This window comes from Micromonospora sp. (genome assembly GCF_048594385.1).
GTDB lineage: Bacteria > Actinomycetota > Actinomycetes > Mycobacteriales > Micromonosporaceae > Micromonospora > Micromonospora wenchangensis.
The window spans coordinates 1-17,158 of record NZ_JBMDWU010000431.1 but is presented as its reverse complement, the minus strand read 5'-3'; the positions used below and the strand labels follow the sequence as shown (position 1 = coordinate 17,158).

The 17,158-nt window shown below is 75.1% G+C and carries 15 protein-coding genes; 6 read left to right on the top strand and 9 right to left on the bottom strand.

The genetic code is table 11. The features are described 5' to 3' along the window. Both ACOJTC_RS23395 and ACOJTC_RS23390 read left to right on the top strand, forming a co-directional pair. On the top strand, positions 1-698 hold a 698-nt coding region (locus tag ACOJTC_RS23395), incomplete at its 5' end, for a sensor histidine kinase (protein ID WP_420118501.1). Next, positions 695-1,381: a response regulator gene (locus ACOJTC_RS23390; RefSeq protein WP_420118500.1), complete on the top strand. Its 687-nt coding sequence runs from the start codon at positions 695-697 to the stop codon at positions 1,379-1,381. The genes ACOJTC_RS23395 and ACOJTC_RS23390, both read left to right, overlap by 4 nt. Before the next feature lie 104 nt (positions 1,382-1,485). Here ACOJTC_RS23390 and ACOJTC_RS23385 read toward each other — a convergent pair whose 3' ends face one another. Then, positions 1,486-2,268 carry an SDR family NAD(P)-dependent oxidoreductase gene (locus ACOJTC_RS23385; RefSeq protein WP_420118499.1) on the bottom strand — a complete coding sequence of 261 codons (783 nt, stop codon included), beginning with the start codon at positions 2,266-2,268 and terminating at the stop codon, positions 1,486-1,488. Positions 2,269-2,413: 145 nt separating this feature from the next. Here ACOJTC_RS23385 and ACOJTC_RS23380 point away from each other — a divergent pair, with 145 nt between their 5' ends. Together ACOJTC_RS23380 and ACOJTC_RS23375 are read left to right on the top strand one after the other, a co-directional pair. Next, positions 2,414-3,283 (top strand): hypothetical protein, encoded by an 870-nt coding sequence (locus ACOJTC_RS23380; protein WP_420118498.1) that lies wholly within the window; start codon positions 2,414-2,416, stop codon positions 3,281-3,283. A 13-nt stretch (positions 3,284-3,296) separates the two neighbouring features. Then, positions 3,297-5,339 carry a BTAD domain-containing putative transcriptional regulator gene (locus tag ACOJTC_RS23375; protein ID WP_420118497.1) on the top strand — a complete coding sequence of 681 codons (2,043 nt, stop codon included), beginning with the start codon at positions 3,297-3,299 and terminating at the stop codon, positions 5,337-5,339. Positions 5,340-5,381: 42 nt separating this feature from the next. Here ACOJTC_RS23375 and ACOJTC_RS23370 read toward each other — a convergent pair whose 3' ends face one another. The 3 genes from ACOJTC_RS23370 to ACOJTC_RS23360 form a co-directional block, all read right to left on the bottom strand. Next, on the bottom strand, positions 5,382-6,224 hold the full coding sequence (locus ACOJTC_RS23370; RefSeq protein ID WP_420118496.1) for an AfsR/SARP family transcriptional regulator: 843 nt from the start codon (positions 6,222-6,224) through the stop codon (positions 5,382-5,384). 373 nt (positions 6,225-6,597) lie between these two features. Continuing rightward, positions 6,598-7,920, bottom strand: coding sequence for an FAD-dependent oxidoreductase (locus tag ACOJTC_RS23365; protein WP_420118495.1), 1,323 nt, complete (start codon positions 7,918-7,920; stop codon positions 6,598-6,600). Next, positions 7,920-8,498 (bottom strand): 4'-phosphopantetheinyl transferase family protein, encoded by a 579-nt coding sequence (locus tag ACOJTC_RS23360; protein ID WP_420118494.1) that lies wholly within the window; start codon positions 8,496-8,498, stop codon positions 7,920-7,922. The genes ACOJTC_RS23365 and ACOJTC_RS23360 overlap by 1 nt, the downstream gene beginning before the upstream one ends. 220 nt (positions 8,499-8,718) lie before the next feature. On the opposite strand from ACOJTC_RS23360, the gene ACOJTC_RS23355 reads away from it, so the two are divergent. Then, positions 8,719-9,738, top strand: a complete 1,020-nt coding sequence (locus tag ACOJTC_RS23355) for a methyltransferase (protein WP_420118493.1) — start codon at positions 8,719-8,721, stop codon at positions 9,736-9,738. 34 nt (positions 9,739-9,772) lie between these two features. Here ACOJTC_RS23355 and ACOJTC_RS23350 read toward each other — a convergent pair whose 3' ends face one another. The 4 genes from ACOJTC_RS23350 to ACOJTC_RS23335 are packed head-to-tail and all read right to left on the bottom strand — an operon-like array spanning position 9,773 to position 13,881. Further along, positions 9,773-10,702, bottom strand: coding sequence for an acyl-CoA thioesterase (locus ACOJTC_RS23350; protein ID WP_420118492.1), 930 nt, complete (start codon positions 10,700-10,702; stop codon positions 9,773-9,775). Then, positions 10,699-11,958 carry a glycosyltransferase gene (locus ACOJTC_RS23345; protein ID WP_420118491.1) on the bottom strand — a complete coding sequence of 420 codons (1,260 nt, stop codon included), beginning with the start codon at positions 11,956-11,958 and terminating at the stop codon, positions 10,699-10,701. Before ACOJTC_RS23345 ends, ACOJTC_RS23350 begins: the two co-directional genes overlap by 4 nt. Next, positions 11,921-12,850, bottom strand: coding sequence for an SDR family oxidoreductase (locus ACOJTC_RS23340; protein ID WP_420118490.1), 930 nt, complete (start codon positions 12,848-12,850; stop codon positions 11,921-11,923). The genes ACOJTC_RS23345 and ACOJTC_RS23340 overlap by 38 nt, the downstream gene beginning before the upstream one ends. Next, on the bottom strand, positions 12,847-13,881 hold the full coding sequence (locus ACOJTC_RS23335) for a ketoacyl-ACP synthase III family protein (RefSeq protein ID WP_377684145.1): 1,035 nt from the start codon (positions 13,879-13,881) through the stop codon (positions 12,847-12,849). The genes ACOJTC_RS23340 and ACOJTC_RS23335 overlap by 4 nt, the downstream gene beginning before the upstream one ends. Positions 13,882-14,210: 329 nt before the next feature. Between ACOJTC_RS23335 and ACOJTC_RS23330 the strand changes: the two genes are divergently transcribed. Further along, positions 14,211-14,489 (top strand): phosphopantetheine-binding protein, encoded by a 279-nt coding sequence (locus ACOJTC_RS23330; protein ID WP_363654658.1) that lies wholly within the window; start codon positions 14,211-14,213, stop codon positions 14,487-14,489. 171 nt (positions 14,490-14,660) lie between these two features. Here the strand turns inward: ACOJTC_RS23330 and ACOJTC_RS23325 are convergent. After that, the coding region (locus tag ACOJTC_RS23325; protein WP_420118489.1) for an SDR family NAD(P)-dependent oxidoreductase at positions 14,661-17,158 on the bottom strand (2,498 nt) is incomplete at its 5' end.

The window sequence follows — 17,158 nt, the reverse complement described above, 5'->3', positions numbered from 1 at the left end:
TCGCCGTCCTCGCTCCGGTGGTCGCCGCGGTCGTGGACCTGGCCGGCACGAACCGGGACCTGGCCCGCTCGCGCCAACGGCTGGCCGAGGTACGCGACGAGGAACGCCGCTCCCTGCGCCGCGATCTGCACGACGGTCTCGGCCCCGCGCTCAGCGGCATCGGGTTGGGGCTGGCCGCCACCCGCAACCTGCTGCGCCGGGACCCGGGACGGGCCGAGGAGCTGCTGGACCGGTTGACCGGCGAGCTGACGGCACGGGCGGCGGAGGTGCGGGACATGGCGCACGGCCTGCTGCCCCCGGTGCTCGCCGACGGCGGTCTGAGCCCCGCCCTGCACCTGCTGCGGGACCAGTACGCCCGCAGCGGCCTGCGGATCGTGCTGCACGGGCCGGCCACCCTGACGCCGCTGCCGGAGCCGGTCGCGACCGCCGCCTACGGGGTCACCGCCGAGGCGATCCGCAACGTGCAGCGGCACGCCGGGGTGGACCGGTGCACCGTGTCGCTGGACCAGCGGCCCGACCGGCTGCGGGTCACCGTCACCGACCAGGGTCGGGGCCTTCCGGCCGGCCCCACCGGCCACGGCGTCGGCCTGCACGCGATGCGGGAACGGGCCGAGGCGGTGGGCGCGACCCTCACCGTGGGGCCGGCCGGCTCCCGGGGCACCACCGTCTGCCTGACCGTCCCCCTGGAGCAGCCGTGACCGACACCCCGATCCGCGTCGCCGTGGTGGACGACCACCCGGTCTTCCGGCTGGGCATGGGCGCACTGCTCGACACCCTGGGTGGCATCGAGTGCGTGGGCGAGGCCGCCGACGCGTCGACCGCCGTGGCGCTCGTGGCCCGGGTACGCCCGGACGTGGTGCTGATGGACCTGCACCTCGGCCAGGGGTCGGGCATCGAGGTGACCCGGCTGCTGCGCCGCGACCACCCGTCGGTGCGGGTGCTGGTGGTGAGCATGCTCAACGACGACGCGTCCCTGGTCGCCGCGCTGCGCGCCGGAGCCCGCGGCTACCTGCTCAAGGGCGCCTCCGCCACCGACGTGGAGCGGGGCATCCGGGGGGTGGCCGGCGGCGACCTGGTCCTCGGGGGCCCGCTCGCCGACCGGGCCGGCGCGCTGCTGGGCGCCCGCGCCGACGCCCCGTTCCCGCAGCTCACCGACCGGGAACGGGAGATCCTCGAACTGCTCGCCCGGGGGCTGTCGAATCCGCTGATCGCGCACCGGCTCGGGTTGAGCGCCAAGACCGTCCGCAACAACGTCTCGGTCATCCTGGTCAAGCTGCACCTGGGCAGCCGCGCCGAGGCGATCGCCCTGGCCCGCGACCACGGGCTGGGCGCGCCCAGCCCGGCCGAGGCCCCGGCGGCCCCGGTCCCGGAGCTGTCGTGACCGGGGGCGACCGCGCCCCCGGTCCCGGTTCGGCGGGCGGCCCGACTGCCGGTCGGACCGGGGTCGGGCGGTCACCCGCCCGGTGCGACGCCACGGTCGGGGGGTCAGCTCGGTCGGGCGTCGGGCAGGGAGACGCCGGTGAGCTGCGCGCAGTGGGCCAGCAGGTCCTCCCCGAGCCCGGCGACCCGCGACGGCGACGGCCGCCAGTCGCGGGCGCTGACGTACCGCCCGCTGACCAGGACGTCGGGTTCGGTGCCCACGGCGAGGCGCACCTGGGCGCGGGCGGCGTCGTCGGGACTGGTCGGGGCGGCGGCACCGCCCATGCGGGTGCGCACCCAGCCGGGATCGAGCGCGTTGCTCAGGGTGGCGGGCCAGCGGCGGGCGACGGCGACGGCGAGCGCCAGGTCCAGCAACTTCGAGGTGCAGTACGCCTCGACGCCGTCGAAGGGGCGGGTGTCGTACCGCAGGTCACCCAGGTCGGCCACCCCGTCGGCGGCCATCGCCGACGACACGAACACCAGCCGGCCGGGCGGTGGCAGCAGTGCGGTCAGCAGGTACGGCGCGAGCACGTTGACCTGGAACGTCGACTCCAGCCCGTCGCCTGTCAACTCCCGCTCGACGGCGTCGAGGCGGGCGATCCCGGCGTTGTGGACGATCGCGTCGTACCGGCCGAACGCGGCCAGCGACCGGGCGAGCGCCGTGGTCTCCTCGAGGGAACCCAGGTCGCCGACCACGATTCCGGCCGCGTCGGGGACCGCCGCCTTGGCGACCGCCGCCCGTTGCTCGTCGCGGGCGTGCAGCACGACGCGGTGCCCGGCGGCGACGAGCTGCGCCGCGGTACGCCGGCCGATGCCGTCCACCGACCCGGTGACCACCATGGTGCCCATACCGTTCCCTCCGTCCTGGTGCGACCGCACCCCGGGCAGGTCGCTGCCCCGACCGATGGGACCGCGCGTCACTTGGTGACGGCTGAACGGGGCCGCCACCGGGCACGCCAGGTGCACGCCAAGTGGTGGTTGCTGTGCTGGGCGGATGAAGAGAATCCTCGCCATCGGCCTGGCGCTCACCCTCAGCGCCGGGCTGACCGTGGCCGCGGCCGGCACGGCCCTCGCCCGCCCCAACTGCGACGTACCCATTCCGCCGCCGGCCTGCGACGACAGTCCGGTCGAGCCGACTCCCCCGCCGGTGGGCAGCGACAAGTACCCGATGGGCTGGCTGGAGTCGTGGGAGTACGTCGGCGGGGCGGTCCGGGTCAGTGGTTGGGCCAGCGACCCCAACGGGGGCCCGGTGCAGGTGACGGTGCAGACCGACGTGCCGCCGGCGGTGACCCGTCCGGCGAACCTGTGGCACGTCGAGCGGGGCGGTTTCGTCGGCTTCTCGTTCACCGTGCCGAGTTCGGCGCTGGCCGGGGTGCACACGTTCTGTGTCACCGCGAACAACGTGCCCGACGGCAGCCAGCCGGTGCCGGAGGTCGTCCCGCTGGCCTGCCCGCAGTACCGGATCAGCCCGGCGGCGCCGAGCGGGCTGACGCTGTCGGCCGGCTACCAGGAGGGCAAGCGGACGTTGGACGTCACCTTCACCGACAACTCGGTGCGGGAGGACAACTACCGGATCGACCTGAGCTGGCTGCAGACCACGCCGGACGATACCCCGACCGATCCGGGGCTGCCCACCACCCCGCCGGGCGGGCCGTCGCTGCCGACCCCGCAGCCCACCTGGGGTGCACCGATCCCCACCACCGAGGTCGGCGTCGCGCGGGCGGTCATCTACGGCACCCCGGACACCGGGCGGCGTACCTGGCACTTCACCCACATGCCGCAGGCCTTCGTGCATGTGGTGGTGGTCTCGAACGAGGCGGGTCTGACCTCTCCCGCGCTCAGCGGAGGCATCTCCACCCGCTGAGCGGGGTCCGGGCGTGACGGCGATCGGCGTGCTCGGCCCGGTGCGGGCGGTCCGGGACGGCACGCCGGTCGACCTCGGCGCGCCCCGGCAACGCGCGGTGCTGGCCCGGCTCGTCGCCGGCGGTGGCCACGTCGTGTCGGTGGACCGGCTCGTCGACGATCTGTGGGCGGGCGACCCGCCGCCCCGGGCCCGGGCCGCCCTGCAGGTGTACGTGTCGAACCTGCGCCGTGTCCTGGAACCGGACCGTCGCGCCCGGACCCCCGCCCGGGTCCTGGTCACCGTCGCCCCCGGGTACGCCCTGCGGCTGCCGACCACGCACGTGGACGCCTGGCGGTTCGAGGCGGCGCTGCGGTCCGCGACGCCGGACGCCGTACCCGGTCCCGTCGCGGCGCTCGCCGTCCTCGACGCGGCGCTCGCCTGCTGGGGTGCCGACGCCCCGTACGCCGAGTTCGGTGGGGAGCCATGGGCGGACCGGGAGGGGGAACGGCTGGCCCAGCTCCGGGCGGGTGCCGTCGAGCAGCGCGCCGGGCTCCTGCTCGAACTTGACCGGCCGCACGAGGTGGTGCGCGACCTCGATCCGCACGTCCGCGAGCATCCGCTGCGGGAACGGGCCGCGATGCTGCTCGCGGTCGCCCTGTACCGCCTCGGCCGGCAGGCCGACGCGTTGGACGTGCTGCGTGCCGTCCGCGCGACGCTGGCCGAGCAGTTGGGCATCGACCCCAGCCGGGCCCTGCGGGCCCTGGAGACGGACCTGCTGCGGCAGAGCCCCCGGCTGGAGCCGGCCGTCCCCGGGCCGCCGGTGCGCTCCGCCCCGGGTCCGCTGCCGGTGGCCGCCGATCCCGGCCCGCCGTCGGCGGCGACCGGGCCGGACCCGCGAACGGTGTGGGGGCGTACGGCGGAACTGGCCCGACTGCGCGCGGCGGCCGACCGGGCCGCCCGGTCGGGGCTCGGCATCTGCTGGCTCGGCGCGGAGGCCGGGGCGGGAAAGTCGACGCTGGTGCGGCAGCTCGCCGGGGCCCTCGCCGACACCGGGTGGCGCACGGCGGTCGGCACCTGCCCGCCGGTGGCGGGTGCTCCCCCGGCGTGGGCGTGGCGTGAGGTGGTCGCCGCCACCCGGCGGTTCCTGCCGCCGGAGGAGCCCGGGGACCGGAACCTGTGCCCGCTGCCGGGTCCCGACGGGCCGGACGCCACCCGGGGCGGGCACGACGAGTTCCACCTCTGTCGGGCGTTGGCCGCCCATGTGACCCGGCTGACCGGGCACGGCCCGCTGCTGCTGGTGGTCGAGGACGTCCACCACGCCGACGGGGCGACCCTGCGGGTGCTGCGGCATCTCGCCGCCGCGCTCACCGGCACCCCGGTGCTGGTGGTGGTGACGTACCGGCCGGACGAGGTGACCGACGACGTGGCGGCGGCGCGGGCGGCGCTGGCCGGCGTGCCGGCGGTCGAGGTCACGCTCGGCGGCCTCGACGCGGAGGCCGTCACCGCGTTGCTGCGCCGGCACGGCGTGCACGACGCCGCGCTGCTGCGCACCGCCCGGGAACGCTCGGCGGGCAATCCGCTGTTCGCCATCGAGCTGGCCGGGCTGGTCGCGGCGGAGGGGCCGGCGGCGGTGGACGGGGTGCCGGCCGGCATCGGGCACCTGCTGGGTCGCCGGCTGGCGCGGCTGCCGGCGGACGCGCGCACGGTGCTGCGGCACGCCGCGGTCTGTGGCATGGAGGTCGACGTCGATCTCCTGCTCGCCGTCGACGGCGGACCGGAGGAACCGGTCCTGGCCGGGTTGGAGGCCGCTGTGGCGGCCGGCCTGCTCGTCGAGCCCGTACCGGGACGGGTGCGGTTCGCCCACGCCCTGATGCGCGACGTGCTCTACCACGGCCTCCCGCTGCTGCGCCGGACCCGGCTGCACGCCCGCGTCCTCGCGGTGCTGCGCGAGCAGCGACGCGACGACGTGGCCATGCTGGGACGGCACGCGCTGGCGGCGCCCACCCCGTCCGCCGGCGGCGTGCGCCGGCCGGCGAGGGCGGAGGTGACGGTCGGCCATCCGGCCGCGCCCGGATGAACAGCCGCCGGGAGGGGACAGGACACCGCCGGACGGGGATGGCTACCGGGTCCGGGGCCGCTGGAGGGCGAGGTGGTCGAGCAGTTGGGTCAGTCCGTCGTCCCGGGGGGCCACCTCCAGCGCGGGATCGTCGGCGAGGACCGCCTGTTGGAGCAGGTGCAGCCGCTTCGACGGCTCCAGCCCCAGTTCCTCCACCATGGATGTGCGCAGCCGGTGGAAGACCGCCAGTGCCTCGCGCCGCTGGCCGCTGCGGTGCAACGCGACCATCAGTTGCGCGCACAGGTTCTCGTTGAGCCCGTGCTCGGCGATGAGCAGGGTGAGTTCGGCCAGCACGTCCTGGTGGTGGCCGAGCCGCATGCGCGCCTCGATGCACTGTTCGACGGTGGTGAGCCGGGTCTGTTCCAGCGCCTTGAGGCGGGGCTCGGCCACGGTTCCGGCGCGCACGTCGGCGAGTGCCGGGCCGCGCCAGAGCGCGCAGGCGCGCACCAGCAGCGCCGCCGCGTCGACGTTCTCGCCGGCCGCCAGGGCGCGTCGACCGGCCGAGGCCAGCTGTTCGAACAGGCGCAGATCGAACTCGTCGGGGCCGACCCGGAGCACGTAACCGCCGGGGACGGTGACCAGCACCCGCTTGGCCACCTCGGCGACCGGGACGTCGAGCAGGCCGGCGAGGCACTTGCGGATCTGGAGCACGTACGTCTGGAGCGTGGTCAGCGCGCTGACCGGTGGGGACGCGCCCCACAGGTCCTGGATCAGCGCGGAGACCGGCACGGTCTGGTCCGCGTTGAGCAGCAGCAGGCCCAGCACGCTGCGGGGCTTCGGGGCGGTCGGTGTGGCGGTGTGACCCGCGTGGGCGAGCACGAGCGGTCCCAGGATCTGGATTTCCATTGCCTCTCCCCCAGAGCACGAACTGCCTGCGTCGACGTGCCGCCGCGGGGGCCGAACGACAGCGGAAACCACACCTATCCATAGACAGGCGTCAGCTACAGGCGACATTCGGGCCTTTTCGCGTCGCAGTGGTACGACGTTCGACTGAGAGGCTAGCCGGTTTCTGAGCGATCGTCGTCGATTGTTCGAGCAATTTTCGAGGACCGACGGGGACACCCAGGTCAGACTTCTCGGCGGGGCGACAACGCAGAGCCCTGCGGCGACCCGGGGCGGGTGGCGGTCACCCACACATCGACATCATTAATAGCCTTCATGAGGAAACGGGATGGGTCGCCCCGAAGCGTCCCGAGCGCCACGCTTCGTACGGCCCGGTTCACCGCCGGCGCAGCGCCGCCGCCCCGACCCGCCAGAGGATCTCCGGACGACGCAGCCGGGCGGGGCCGGCCGTCAGGTTGACGACCTCCAGGAAGGCCCGGTGCACCACCTCGTCGGTCACGGTCGCGTGCTGGACCGCCTCGGCCAGGCCCCGGCGCAGCCGCCAGCCGAACGGTCGGGCGACGGTCACGTGCGGCAGGTAGCAGTCCTGCGCGGCGGAGAAGTCCCAGGCGTCGTCCACCACCGCCCGGACCCGCCGGAAGTACCCGTACGCCGGCCGGTCCACCGCGCCGGGCCCGGCGAGCCACTCGCCGAGCGCGACCGCCTGTAGGGCCGCCACCGAGATGCCCTGGCCGTAGGTCGGGTTGAACGAGGCGACCGCGTCGCCGATCGCCACCAGCCCGGCCGGAAACCGGTCCAGCCGGTCGAAGTCGCGCCGGACGCTGTCCGGGAAGCGGTGCACGTACACCTCGCTGGCCGGCTCGCACGCGTCCGGCAGCAGCCGCAGCGGGGTGGCCGGGTCCGACCGGCAACGCTGTAGGAACCCGCCCAGGTCACGGCCCGGCCGCCGGTCGCCGTAGCCGCTGACCAGCGTCAGCCAGCGGTTCCCCTCGACGGGCGTCATCGAGCTGGGTCCGGTGCGCGCCCGGCTCGGCGTGTGGACCGAGTACACCGCCACGTGCCCGGCCAGCCGCTGGCCCGGTTCCCGGTGGAACAGGCAGGTAGCGTAGCCGAGGTCGAGGGCCATCCGGCGTTTGTCGGGCGCGGGGTAGCCGAGCCGGCCGAGCCAGTCGGCCAGCCGGCTGGACCGCCCGGTGGCGTCCACCACGAGATCCGCCCCGTGCCGCTGGGCGTCGGTGTGGCCTGGCGCGCGCACCAGCGCCCCGTCGACCCGGCCGGCGGTGGCGGTGAGCCCGACCGCGGTCCCGCCGACCAGGGCCACGTTGGGCAGCGCGAGGACCCGCCGACGGAGGTGCCACTCCAGGAACGGCCGGGACACGCTGACCACGCTGCCGCCGCGTACCGGGACCTTGGCCCGGCCGTTGAGGAACCACTGCGCGCCACCGGGACCGCTGGTGACCAGTTGGCCGCCCTCGCGCACCATCTGCCGTACGACGCCGGGCAGCAGCCGGTCGATGACCGTCCGGCCCCGGCCGAGCAGGGTGTGCGCCTGGCTGCCGTGCGGCGCGCCACGGCGGATCACCGGGGCGTCCGCCAGCTCGTCGGGCTCGACGATCCACACGTGGTCGGCGTGGTCGGCCAGGACCCGGGCGGCGACCAGGCCGGCGATGCTGCCGCCGAGGACGAGCGCGGTCCGCATCAGCGACCGACGGCCGGCCGGGGGCGGCCGGGCCACGCGTGGGCGACCGCCAGGACGTGACCGGGCAGCTCCCGGTGGGTCACCAGGACGCCGGGGGCGTCGACGGCGGGCCGCCACGCCGGCGGTGCCGGTGGCGCGGTGCGCCAGCGCAGCAGTCGGCCGCCGCGCAGTCCGGTGCCGTGCAGCTTGGCCACCGCCTCCTTGCCGGTCCACAGCGCCAGGAAGTCGACGCCGCGCCGTTGCACCGGCCGGCCGCGCAACCAGTCGGTGTCCTCCGGGGCGAACCACCGCCGGCTCAGCGCCACCGCGGGCAACGGGCGCAGCGCCTCCACGTCGACGCCGACCGGTCCGTGTCGGGACACCGCCACCGCGACCAGGCCACGGGTGTGGCTGACGCTGGTGTGCCAGCCGGTGGCGACGCCGCGCAGCACCGGCGCGCCCGTCGCCGTGTGTTCCACCGTGACCGTGGCCGGTGGGACGCCGGCCATCGCCGCGGCCGTCTCGACGAGCAACGCGCGGGCCGTCACCCGCCCGTCGTCCACCGTGCGGCGCAGCCGTACCACCAGGTCAGCCGGCACGACGGTACGCCCCGACGACCGTACGCCCCGCAGACCCGACGGAGCACCCGACCGCCGCGACCGCACCCATTCGATCCCCCACGGCTCCCCATTGACGACAATTGTCAGCGCACCCTGGTTAATGCGAGGATGACCGGGCCGAATTGACCATACCGAGGCGCCTGCGGGCCCGGCCCGCACTTCTCTGGACATTCACTAGAGTCTCAGTGGAGGGCCATCCGTGGCGCGTGACGACGACTACTTCCGCAAGCGGCTGCTCACCGTGCTCTGTGCCACCTGGACGGCGCAGGCGTGTTCGGTGTTCGCCCTGCTCGGTCTGGCCGACCGGATCGCCGCGGGCACCACCGGCGGCACCGAGTTGGCGGCCGCAGCCGGATTGGACCCGGTGGCGCTGCGCCGGTTGCTCGCCGCGCTCGCCGACGCCGGTGTCCTGCGCCAGACCGGTCCCGACGACTTCGTCCTGTCCGGCATGGGGGAATACCTGCGCACCGACGTCCCCGGTTCGGTCCGCGACACCGCGGTCCTGTACGGCCAGGAGGTCTTCGCCTCGTTCGCCGGCCTGCTCGACACCGTCCGCACCGGCCGACCTGCCTTCACCGACCGCTTCGGCGAATCCTTCTACCAGTACCTGGGCGGGCACCCCGAGCTGGCCGCGACGTTCAACGGGGCGATGTCCACCGCCCCGCAACCACCGCCGCCCCCCGCCCGGCTGTTCGACGACGCCCGTACGGTGGTGGACGTCGGTGGCGGCGACGGCGGCCTGCTCGCCGACCTCCTGCGGGCCCGTCCGCAGCTGCGCGGGGTCCTCGTCGAGCTGCCCGAGGCGGCCGCCCGGGGACGTGCCCGGCTCGCCGCCGCCGGGGTCCTGGACCGGGTCGACGTCGTCGTCGGCAGCTTCTTCGACCAGGTGCCCACCGGCGGGGACCGGTACGTGCTGCGGCGGGTCCTGCACAACTGGAACGACGGGAACGTCGCCCGGGTGCTGGAACGGGTGCGGGCGGCGATGTCGGCCGGGGCGCGGCTGCTGGTGCTGGAGGAGCTGCTGCCGGCACAGCCGCAGCACGCCGGCGCCGGAGCGGGCACCTGGGGGGCGCCCCGCAACCGGATCGTGGATCTGCTGATGCTGGTCCTGATGGAGGGCCGGGACCGCACCGCGGCGGAGTACGGCCGGCTCCTCACCGACGCCGGCTTCGCCGTCACGGGCGTCACCGACGGCGCGATCGAGGCGGTACCCGTCTGAGGGCGGCGGCGGGCCGTCCCGCCGTTGCCCCGGGTCAGCGGGCGGGCCGGGTCAGCAGCAGGCCCTCCTGGGCCACCGTGGCCACCAGGTCGCCGTCGCACGTGTACAGCCGCCCCGTCGCCAGGCCCCGACCGGCGGCCGCCCACGGGCTGTCGCAGTCGTACAGCAGCCACTCGTCGGCCCGGCAGGGTCGGTGGAACCACACCGTGTGGTCGATGCTGACGCCGAGGTCACCCGGACCCCACTCGGCCGCGTGCCCGGCCACCATCGCGCTGAGCAGCAGGGGCAGATCCGAGACGAGCACCAGCGCGCCGGCGTGCAGCGACCCTTCGTCGGGCAGCCTCCCGGCCACCCGCACCCAGGCCCGGCGGTGCGCCTCACCCGCCCGTTCCCCGTCGGTCCGCCCGCCGGGCGGCGGGCCGAGGTACCTGACGTCGAACGCGAAGAGCATGTCCTGCACCGCGGCCAACCGGGCGGGCGCGTCGGCGAGCAGCCGGGCCAGGGTCGGCACCTCGTCCGGCGGCGGGACCTCGGGCGCCGGCCGTCCGTGCGCCGGCCCGGTGCCGGGATCGTGGAACGAGGCGGTCAGGAAGAAGATCGGGGTGTCGCGCTGGAGGGCGACCACCCGCCGGGCGGACATGGACGGGCCGTCGCGCAGGGTCTCGACCAGGTAGGTGACGGGCCTGCGGCTGTCACCCGGCCGGGTGAAGTAGGCGTGCAGCGAGTGCACCGGTCGACCGGGGCGCACGGTGTGCGCGGCGGCGGTCAGCGCCTGGGCAGCGATGAGCCCCCCGTACCGGCGGGTGGTGCCCCGCGCCGTGCCGCGTCCGGAGAACACCCCCGCGACGGGACCCAGCCGGGCCGTGGTGCCCGGCGCGGGGTCGACGGTCACCAGGTCGAGCAGCCCGACCACCTCCTCGACGACCGCCCGGCCACGGTCGGCGGCGGTCGGTGTGCCGCTCATCCGGCGAGGTACTTGTCGACCTCGTCGGCGGCGACGAGCGTGCCGTGGGGTTCCGCGCGCATCTGCTCGCCGAGCTGTGCCGCGCGCCGCCGCAGCGCAGCGGTGGTCAGGCGGGACATGCCGAAGCGCAGCACGTCCTCGGACAGGTCGGTGAACCGCACGTGCACACCGGCACCGAGCCGTTCCAGCTGGTGGCCCCAGAACGGCTGGTCGGCGTAGGAGGAGCAGACCATCGTGGGGATGCCGGCGCGCACCCCGGCGGCGGTGATGCTGGCGCTGCCGTGGTGCACCACCATGGCACAGTGCGGCAGCACCAGGTCGTAGTCCACGTAGGGCACCACCCGCAGCTCCGCTGACGTGGACGGCGCGACCCCGGCCAGCCCCCAGCCGGTGGCCACCAGGGCACGTACCCGAAGCGACCGGCAGACCCGCCCGATGCCCGCCATCAGCGCCGCCGGGTCCGCAACGTGCGTGCTGCCGAACGTCAGCAGGGCCGGCGGTTCGCCCGCCGAGAGCCATTGCGCGAGCTCCGGATCGAGGGTGGACATCCCGGCGCGGTCCAGGTCGTCCGGGGTCAACCGGAGGTCACCGACGATCGGACGGTAGGCGTCCCAGGTCAGGCCCGGCACCAGGGTGGGACTGTAGCCCTGCAGCTCCAGCGGTCGCCGCAGCCGCTTCGGGGGCGGCGGCATCGCGGGGAGGCCGAGCTGGCGACGGAACGCGAACATCAGGTCCCGCCGGTACCGCCAGGCCCGCCGGGTGTAGTGCAGGTAGGTGGCCCGGTTCGCCGCGGCGGTCGGCAGCGGGTCGAGGGCCACCAGCGGATGCGGCACCACGTCGTTCGGCCGCGACGGCGTGAGGTCGTACGCGATGAGCGGGACGTGGTACGCCTCGGCCAGGGTCGCGGCCCACTGCTCGCTGACCACGGCGCAGACGATGGCCTCGGTGCCGGCGGTGATCTCGATCGCCTCGTCGCCGAAGCGGCGACCGTAGTCCCGGTACGCCTCGATCGTGATCTGGAGGAAGGAGTCGAGGGTGCTCTTGGTGACCCACTCCCGGCCCCGCTCGGTCTGCATCATCGACTGCTGGTTCCAGCCGACCGGCACCACGTCGAGCCCGAGCTGCCGGGGCAGGTCGACCAGGTTCATCGACGCCCCGACGCGTACCTCGTGGCCGTGACGGGCCAGCTCGGCGGCGAGTGCCGTCAGCGGATAGACGTCACCGCGGCTGCCGAGCGCCAGGACGGTGATGCGCATCGTCGTTCCCCTCTGGTCCTCGGTGCGGCGTCGACGGGGTCGACCCGTCGCCCGCGTTCAGGTCGGTGGAGAACGCGAGCTCCCGCTGGTCCTCCAGGTCCGCCAGCCGCGCGGTCAGTCCGCGCCGGATCGAGGCGTACGCGTCGCTGCCGAGCGCGAGCCGCAGCGGGGCGGTCGGCCCGGTGGCGACGTCGACCACGGCGGCGGCCATCCTGGCCAGGTCGCCACGGCACGGTAGGCGGCCGTCCTGCGCCCGGCGACGCAGGATCGCCGCCGGGGTGCCCGCGTAGGCGGGCGATGCGGTGGTCAGCTCCTTGCTCCGCCCGAAGAATCCGGTGCTCACGGTGCCCGGCTCGACGATCGTCACGCCGATCCCGAAGCCCTTCACCTCGGCGGCCAGCGACTCGAAGAAGCCCTCCACGCCCCACTTGGTGGCGCAGTAGACGGCCGTGCCGGGTGACCCCCGTTGCCCGGCCATGCTCGACACCTGGATGATCCGCCCGCCGCCCTGCGCGCGCAGGTGCGGCAGCACCGCCCGGGCCAGGTGGATGGGGCCGGTCAGGTTGGTCCGGATCTGCCTGTCGACCTGCTCGCCGCTGGCCTCCTCGGCCGCACCGACCAGCGCGTAACCGGCGTTGCTGACCACCACGTCGAGGCGGCCGAGCGCGCGGGCGGCGTCGTCGACCACCTGCCGGATCCGGTGCGGGTCGGTGACGTCGAGCCGGGCCGTCCACAGTGTTCCCGTCCCGGAAGGTCGCAGGTCGGCCAGGGCGCGCGGATCGCGGGCGGTGGCCGCCACCGACTCGCCCCGGGCGAGCAGTTCGGTCACCAGCGCCCGGCCGATCCCGGTCGAGCTGCCGGTGACGAGCCAGGTACGCGGGGACGCGGTCATGCCCCGGCCCACTCCGGGACGTCCAGGATCTCCAGGACCGCGCAGGACAGGGTGGCCGGCGCGCCCCCGTACAGCAGCAGGTGGTCGCCGGCGGTGAGCTGGCCGGTGACCAGCAGGTGGTTGAGGGAGAGCAGTTGGTCGCTCGCCCCGGTGTGTCCCACGCCGCGACCGAACTGCCAGGTGGTGCGCTCCATCGTGATGCCCAGCGGCTCCACCAGGTCGTGCTGCACCATGTACGCCGCCGCGTTCCCGCAGATGACCCGGGTCATGTCGGTCAGCTTGCGGTCCGCCTCGTCGAGCGTGCGGTCGATCAGGTCGAGCCGGGCCCGGTTCCTCAGTTCGGCGGCGTCGGTCAGCGACATCACGTTGTCGCGGAAGTACTCGGCCCGTTCCCGCATGTCGATCATCCGGCCCTGGCCCGCCGCCGGTGGGTACAGCGGCTCGCCGCCCCGGTACAGCGGCTCCACCTCGGGCACCGCGACGCTGCCCACGGCGCGTACCCGGGCGAAGCCGTGGTCGCGGTCCAGCAGCAGCGCGCTACCGGCGTCGCCCAGGATGAACCCGGGTGCCGAGTTCCACCTGTCGATCAGCGGTGAGCCGAGGTTCTCCGCCGTGGTCACCAGCACCGTCGCGCCCGCCGCCGCGCCGGTCAGGTGCCCGGCGGCGATCTCCAGCGCCGCGAACACCCCGTTGCAGCCCAACCGGACCTCGAACGCGGGGGCCGCCGTACCGACGACCTCCCGCTGGATGTACGGGCCGGGCAGCCACATCTCCGGGCCCTGGTGGTGGATGGAGGCGTGCAGCACCAGGCCGATCCCGGTGGGGTCGGCGGCGGCGCGGGTCAGCGCCTGACGGGCCGCGTGCACGGCCATCTCCGGCGGTGAGACGTCCCCGGCGACGCAGGTGCCGGTCAGCCGGTTCTCCAGGTAGGCGGCCGGGCTGTAGTCGCCGCGCCGGGCGGCCTGGCCGGCGTCGACCACGGGGGGTTGGAAGACACCCAGCCCGGACAGGTGAACGTTGGTGATCTTCAAGCGCGTCTCCCGGGTCGGCCGGCCATGGCGCCACGTCCGCCTTTCGCAAGGACTGTAGTTGCCCCGCGCGCCGGGACGGTGCACGCGACCTCGACGCCGGACTGAGAACTGCTCGAATTCCGCCGCCGCTCCGCCTTGCGCACCCGTGGAGGCCATTTCCGGCGCATTGACCGGCGCGAGTACCCGTTGATAACTTCGGCCCACTCATTTCGGCAGTACGTCGTCGACCGACGTGATGACGCCGCAGGTCGTCGGTGACGGAGGATGACGTCGTCGACCGACGCCGGCCCCGCCGCTCCCGCGCCATCCGACAGGAAGGTAGCCCCACCATGTCAGCCGACGAGGTCCTGGCGTTCACCCTGCAGTCGCTGCGCGAGATGAACTTCTACACTGACGACACCGGCCCCGACTCGATGCTCGGTCCGTCCGGTGTGGACCTCGACTCGCTCGCCGTGTCCGAGCTCGCGCTGCGGGTCGAGGACCAGTTCGGCGTGACGTTCGACGACGACGACATCGAGACGCTCGCCATCATGACGCTCGGCGAGTTCGCCGCGGAGGTGGCCCGGCGGGCGGAGCTGATCCCGCAGGCCGACGCGGCCCGCGGCTGACGGCGCGACGGGCGACACCCGACGTACGACATGGTGGCGGTGACCGGCACGTCCGGTCACCGCCACCGGTCGTGCCGGGCCCCGGCCGCGCCGGTGAGCGGGGCCGGGCAGACCGGGGCCGGCGGACGGCTACGCGGGGCGACCGCCGCACCGCCCACCGGCCCGGCCCCGTCAGCGGCGGCCGGCCTCGTCGAGCTGGCTGAACACCTCGCCGGCCAGCTCGGCGACGCTGTGGCCGCCGAGCATCTTCGCGATCGGCAGCAGCATCCCCAGGTCGCGCTGGACCCGGGTGCGGACCTCCACGGCCATCAGCGAGTCCAGACCCTGCCGCTTGAGCGGACGCCGGGTGTGCACCTGCGCCGACGGCATGCCCAGCACCTCCGCGAGGACCTGGGCCAGGTAGCGCTCCACGGCGTCCCGGTCGGTCAGCGTTCCCGCCACCCCGGACCCCGCCTCCCCTGACCCCACCGGTGCGGAAGGGGTCGGCACCGGGGCGGGTGGGGCGGTGGTGACCGGGTCGGTGGCCTCGGGCCGCGCCGGGGACGGGGAGGTCGGCGGCGGCGACCAGGGCACGACGGACGCCGGGGTGGCGGGCGCGGCGACGGCGGTGGGGTCGGCGAGCAGGTCACGCAGTAGTGGCGAGGTCGCCGCGTCCGGATGCGCGCCCGCCCACCGCCGCCAGTCCGCCGGCAGCACCACGCCGTGGGTGGCGTCGCGGGCCAGCAGCAGGCGCAGCGCCTCGATGCCCTCCCGGGGGCTGAACGTGTCCATGCCGGCCGGGTTGATCGCCCGACCGTGCTCCCGCCCGACCCGCGCGGGCATGCCGACCGACCAGAAGCCCCAGTTCACGCTGAGCGCGGTCTGCCCGGCGAGCCGGCGCTGGTCGGCCAGCGAGTCCAGGGCGGCGTTCGCGGCCGCGTACGCGCCGAGCATCGGGGAGCTGAGCACCGCCGAGCCGGAGGAGAACAGCACGAAGAAGTCCAGCGGCTGCCCGGCGAACAGCCGGTGCAGCACGGCCGCGCCGGTGACCTTCGGGCGCAGGACCGCCGACAGGGTCGGGTCGTCCAGCTCGGACAGGGCGCGGTACTCGATCACCCCGGCGGCGTGCACCACACCCCGGATCGTCACGCCGTCGGTCCCGTACCGCCCCACGACCGCCCGCATCGCCTCCTCGTCGGCCACGTCGACCGCCTCGTACGCCACCCGCACCCCGTGCCGCCGCAGCTCCGCCAACCAGTCCGCGCCGCCGGCGCCCGACAGCGGGGTACGCCCGGTGAGCACAAGGTGCCGGGCCCCCTCGCGGACCAGCCAGTCGGTGACCACCCGGCCGAGGTCGCCGAGCCCGCCGGTCACCAGGTAACCGGCGGTCGGGTCGATCCGGACCGGGCGGTGCGGGGCCGGTGCCGGGGTGGGCTGCGGCGCGGTCAGCTCCCCGACGGACACCAGCACCTTGCCGACGTGCCGGGCCTGGGCCATGTGCCGGAACGCGCCGACCAGGTCGGTCGCGGGGAAGACGCGGTACGGCAGCGGTTCGAGCAGACCGGCCTGCACCAGGGCCAGGGTCTCCTCGAGGATCGCGCCGAGCCGGCGTGGTTCGTTGAGCCCGAGGTCCACCACGTCGACCACGAAGAACGACGCCCCGCGCGCCAGCAGCCGCAGGTCCAGCCGGGTGCCCTCGACCAGGTCACGCCGGCTCAGCTCGACGTAGCGCCCCCGGTCGGCCAGCAGCTCCACGCTGCGGAGCAGGCCCTCCCCCGCCTGCGTGTTGAGCACCACGTCGACGCCCTCGCCCCGGGTGGCGTCCCGGATCTCCTCGGCGAACCCGGTGCCCCGCGAGTCGGACACGTGCGCGACGCCCATCATCCGCAGCAGCGCGCGCTTGTCCGGGCTGCCGGCGGTGGCGTACACCTCGGCGCCGCGCCAGCGGGCCACCTGTACCGCGGTCAGGCCCACCCCGCCGGTGGCGTGGTGGATCAGCACCCGTTCGCCGGGCCGTACCTGCGCCAGGTGCACCAGCGAGTGGTACGCGGTGACCAGGGCCACCGGCACGGTGGCGGCCTCCTGCGCGGTGAGCCGGGACGGCCGCCGGCGCACCAGGTGCGCGTCGACGCAGAGGTGACTGGCGGCGGGTACCCGCAGCGAGATCGCCACCACCTCGTCGCCGGGCCGCAGTCCGGCCACGCCCGGTCCGACCCGGGTGACCGTGCCGGCGCATTCGCCGATCATGCTCGCGGGCTGGTCGGACAGGCGCGGGTACAGGTCCATGGCGATCAGCACGTCGCGGTAGTTGAGGGCGAGGTGGTCGGCGCGGACCTCCACCTCACCCGGCCCCGGCGGCCGGCGCGGCACCGGCACCAGGCGCACCCCGTCGAGCAGGCCGGGCGAGGTGACCTGGAGCTGGTGGGTGACGTCGGCGTCGTCCGGCCGGGCGGTGGGCGTGGGCAGCAGGCGTGCGGCGTACCGCTGGCCGTCGCGCAGCGCCACCTGGTCCTCCGGACCGGCACCGGCCAGTTCGCGGTCCAACGCGGCGGCGAGTTCGGCGGGTGGGTCCGCCGGGTCCAGGTCGACGAGGGCGCAGCGCAGTTCCCGGTGCTCGTGGGCGACGACCCGGCCCAGGCCCCACAGCGCGCCCTGCCACATCGACACCGTCCGGTCGGTGTCGCGCACCC

Bases quoted from the DNA above. Each gene is read 5' to 3' on its own strand.
- ACOJTC_RS23350 (WP_420118492.1), bottom strand. From the start codon at position 10,702: ATGAGCGGCACACCGACCGCCGCCGACCGTGGCCGGGCGGTCGTCGAG.
- ACOJTC_RS23380 (WP_420118498.1), top strand. From the start codon at position 2,414: ATGAAGAGAATCCTCGCCATCGGCCTGGCGCTCACCCTCAGCGCCGGG.
- ACOJTC_RS23385 (WP_420118499.1), bottom strand. From the start codon at position 2,268: ATGGGCACCATGGTGGTCACCGGGTCGGTGGACGGCATCGGCCGGCGT.
- ACOJTC_RS23345 (WP_420118491.1), bottom strand. From the start codon at position 11,958: ATGCGCATCACCGTCCTGGCGCTCGGCAGCCGCGGTGACGTCTATCCG.
- ACOJTC_RS23370 (WP_420118496.1), bottom strand. From the start codon at position 6,224: ATGGAAATCCAGATCCTGGGACCGCTCGTGCTCGCCCACGCGGGTCAC.
- ACOJTC_RS23340 (WP_420118490.1), bottom strand. From the start codon at position 12,850: ATGACCGCGTCCCCGCGTACCTGGCTCGTCACCGGCAGCTCGACCGGG.
- ACOJTC_RS23365 (WP_420118495.1), bottom strand. From the start codon at position 7,920: ATGCGGACCGCGCTCGTCCTCGGCGGCAGCATCGCCGGCCTGGTCGCC.
- ACOJTC_RS23330 (WP_363654658.1), top strand. From the start codon at position 14,211: ATGTCAGCCGACGAGGTCCTGGCGTTCACCCTGCAGTCGCTGCGCGAG.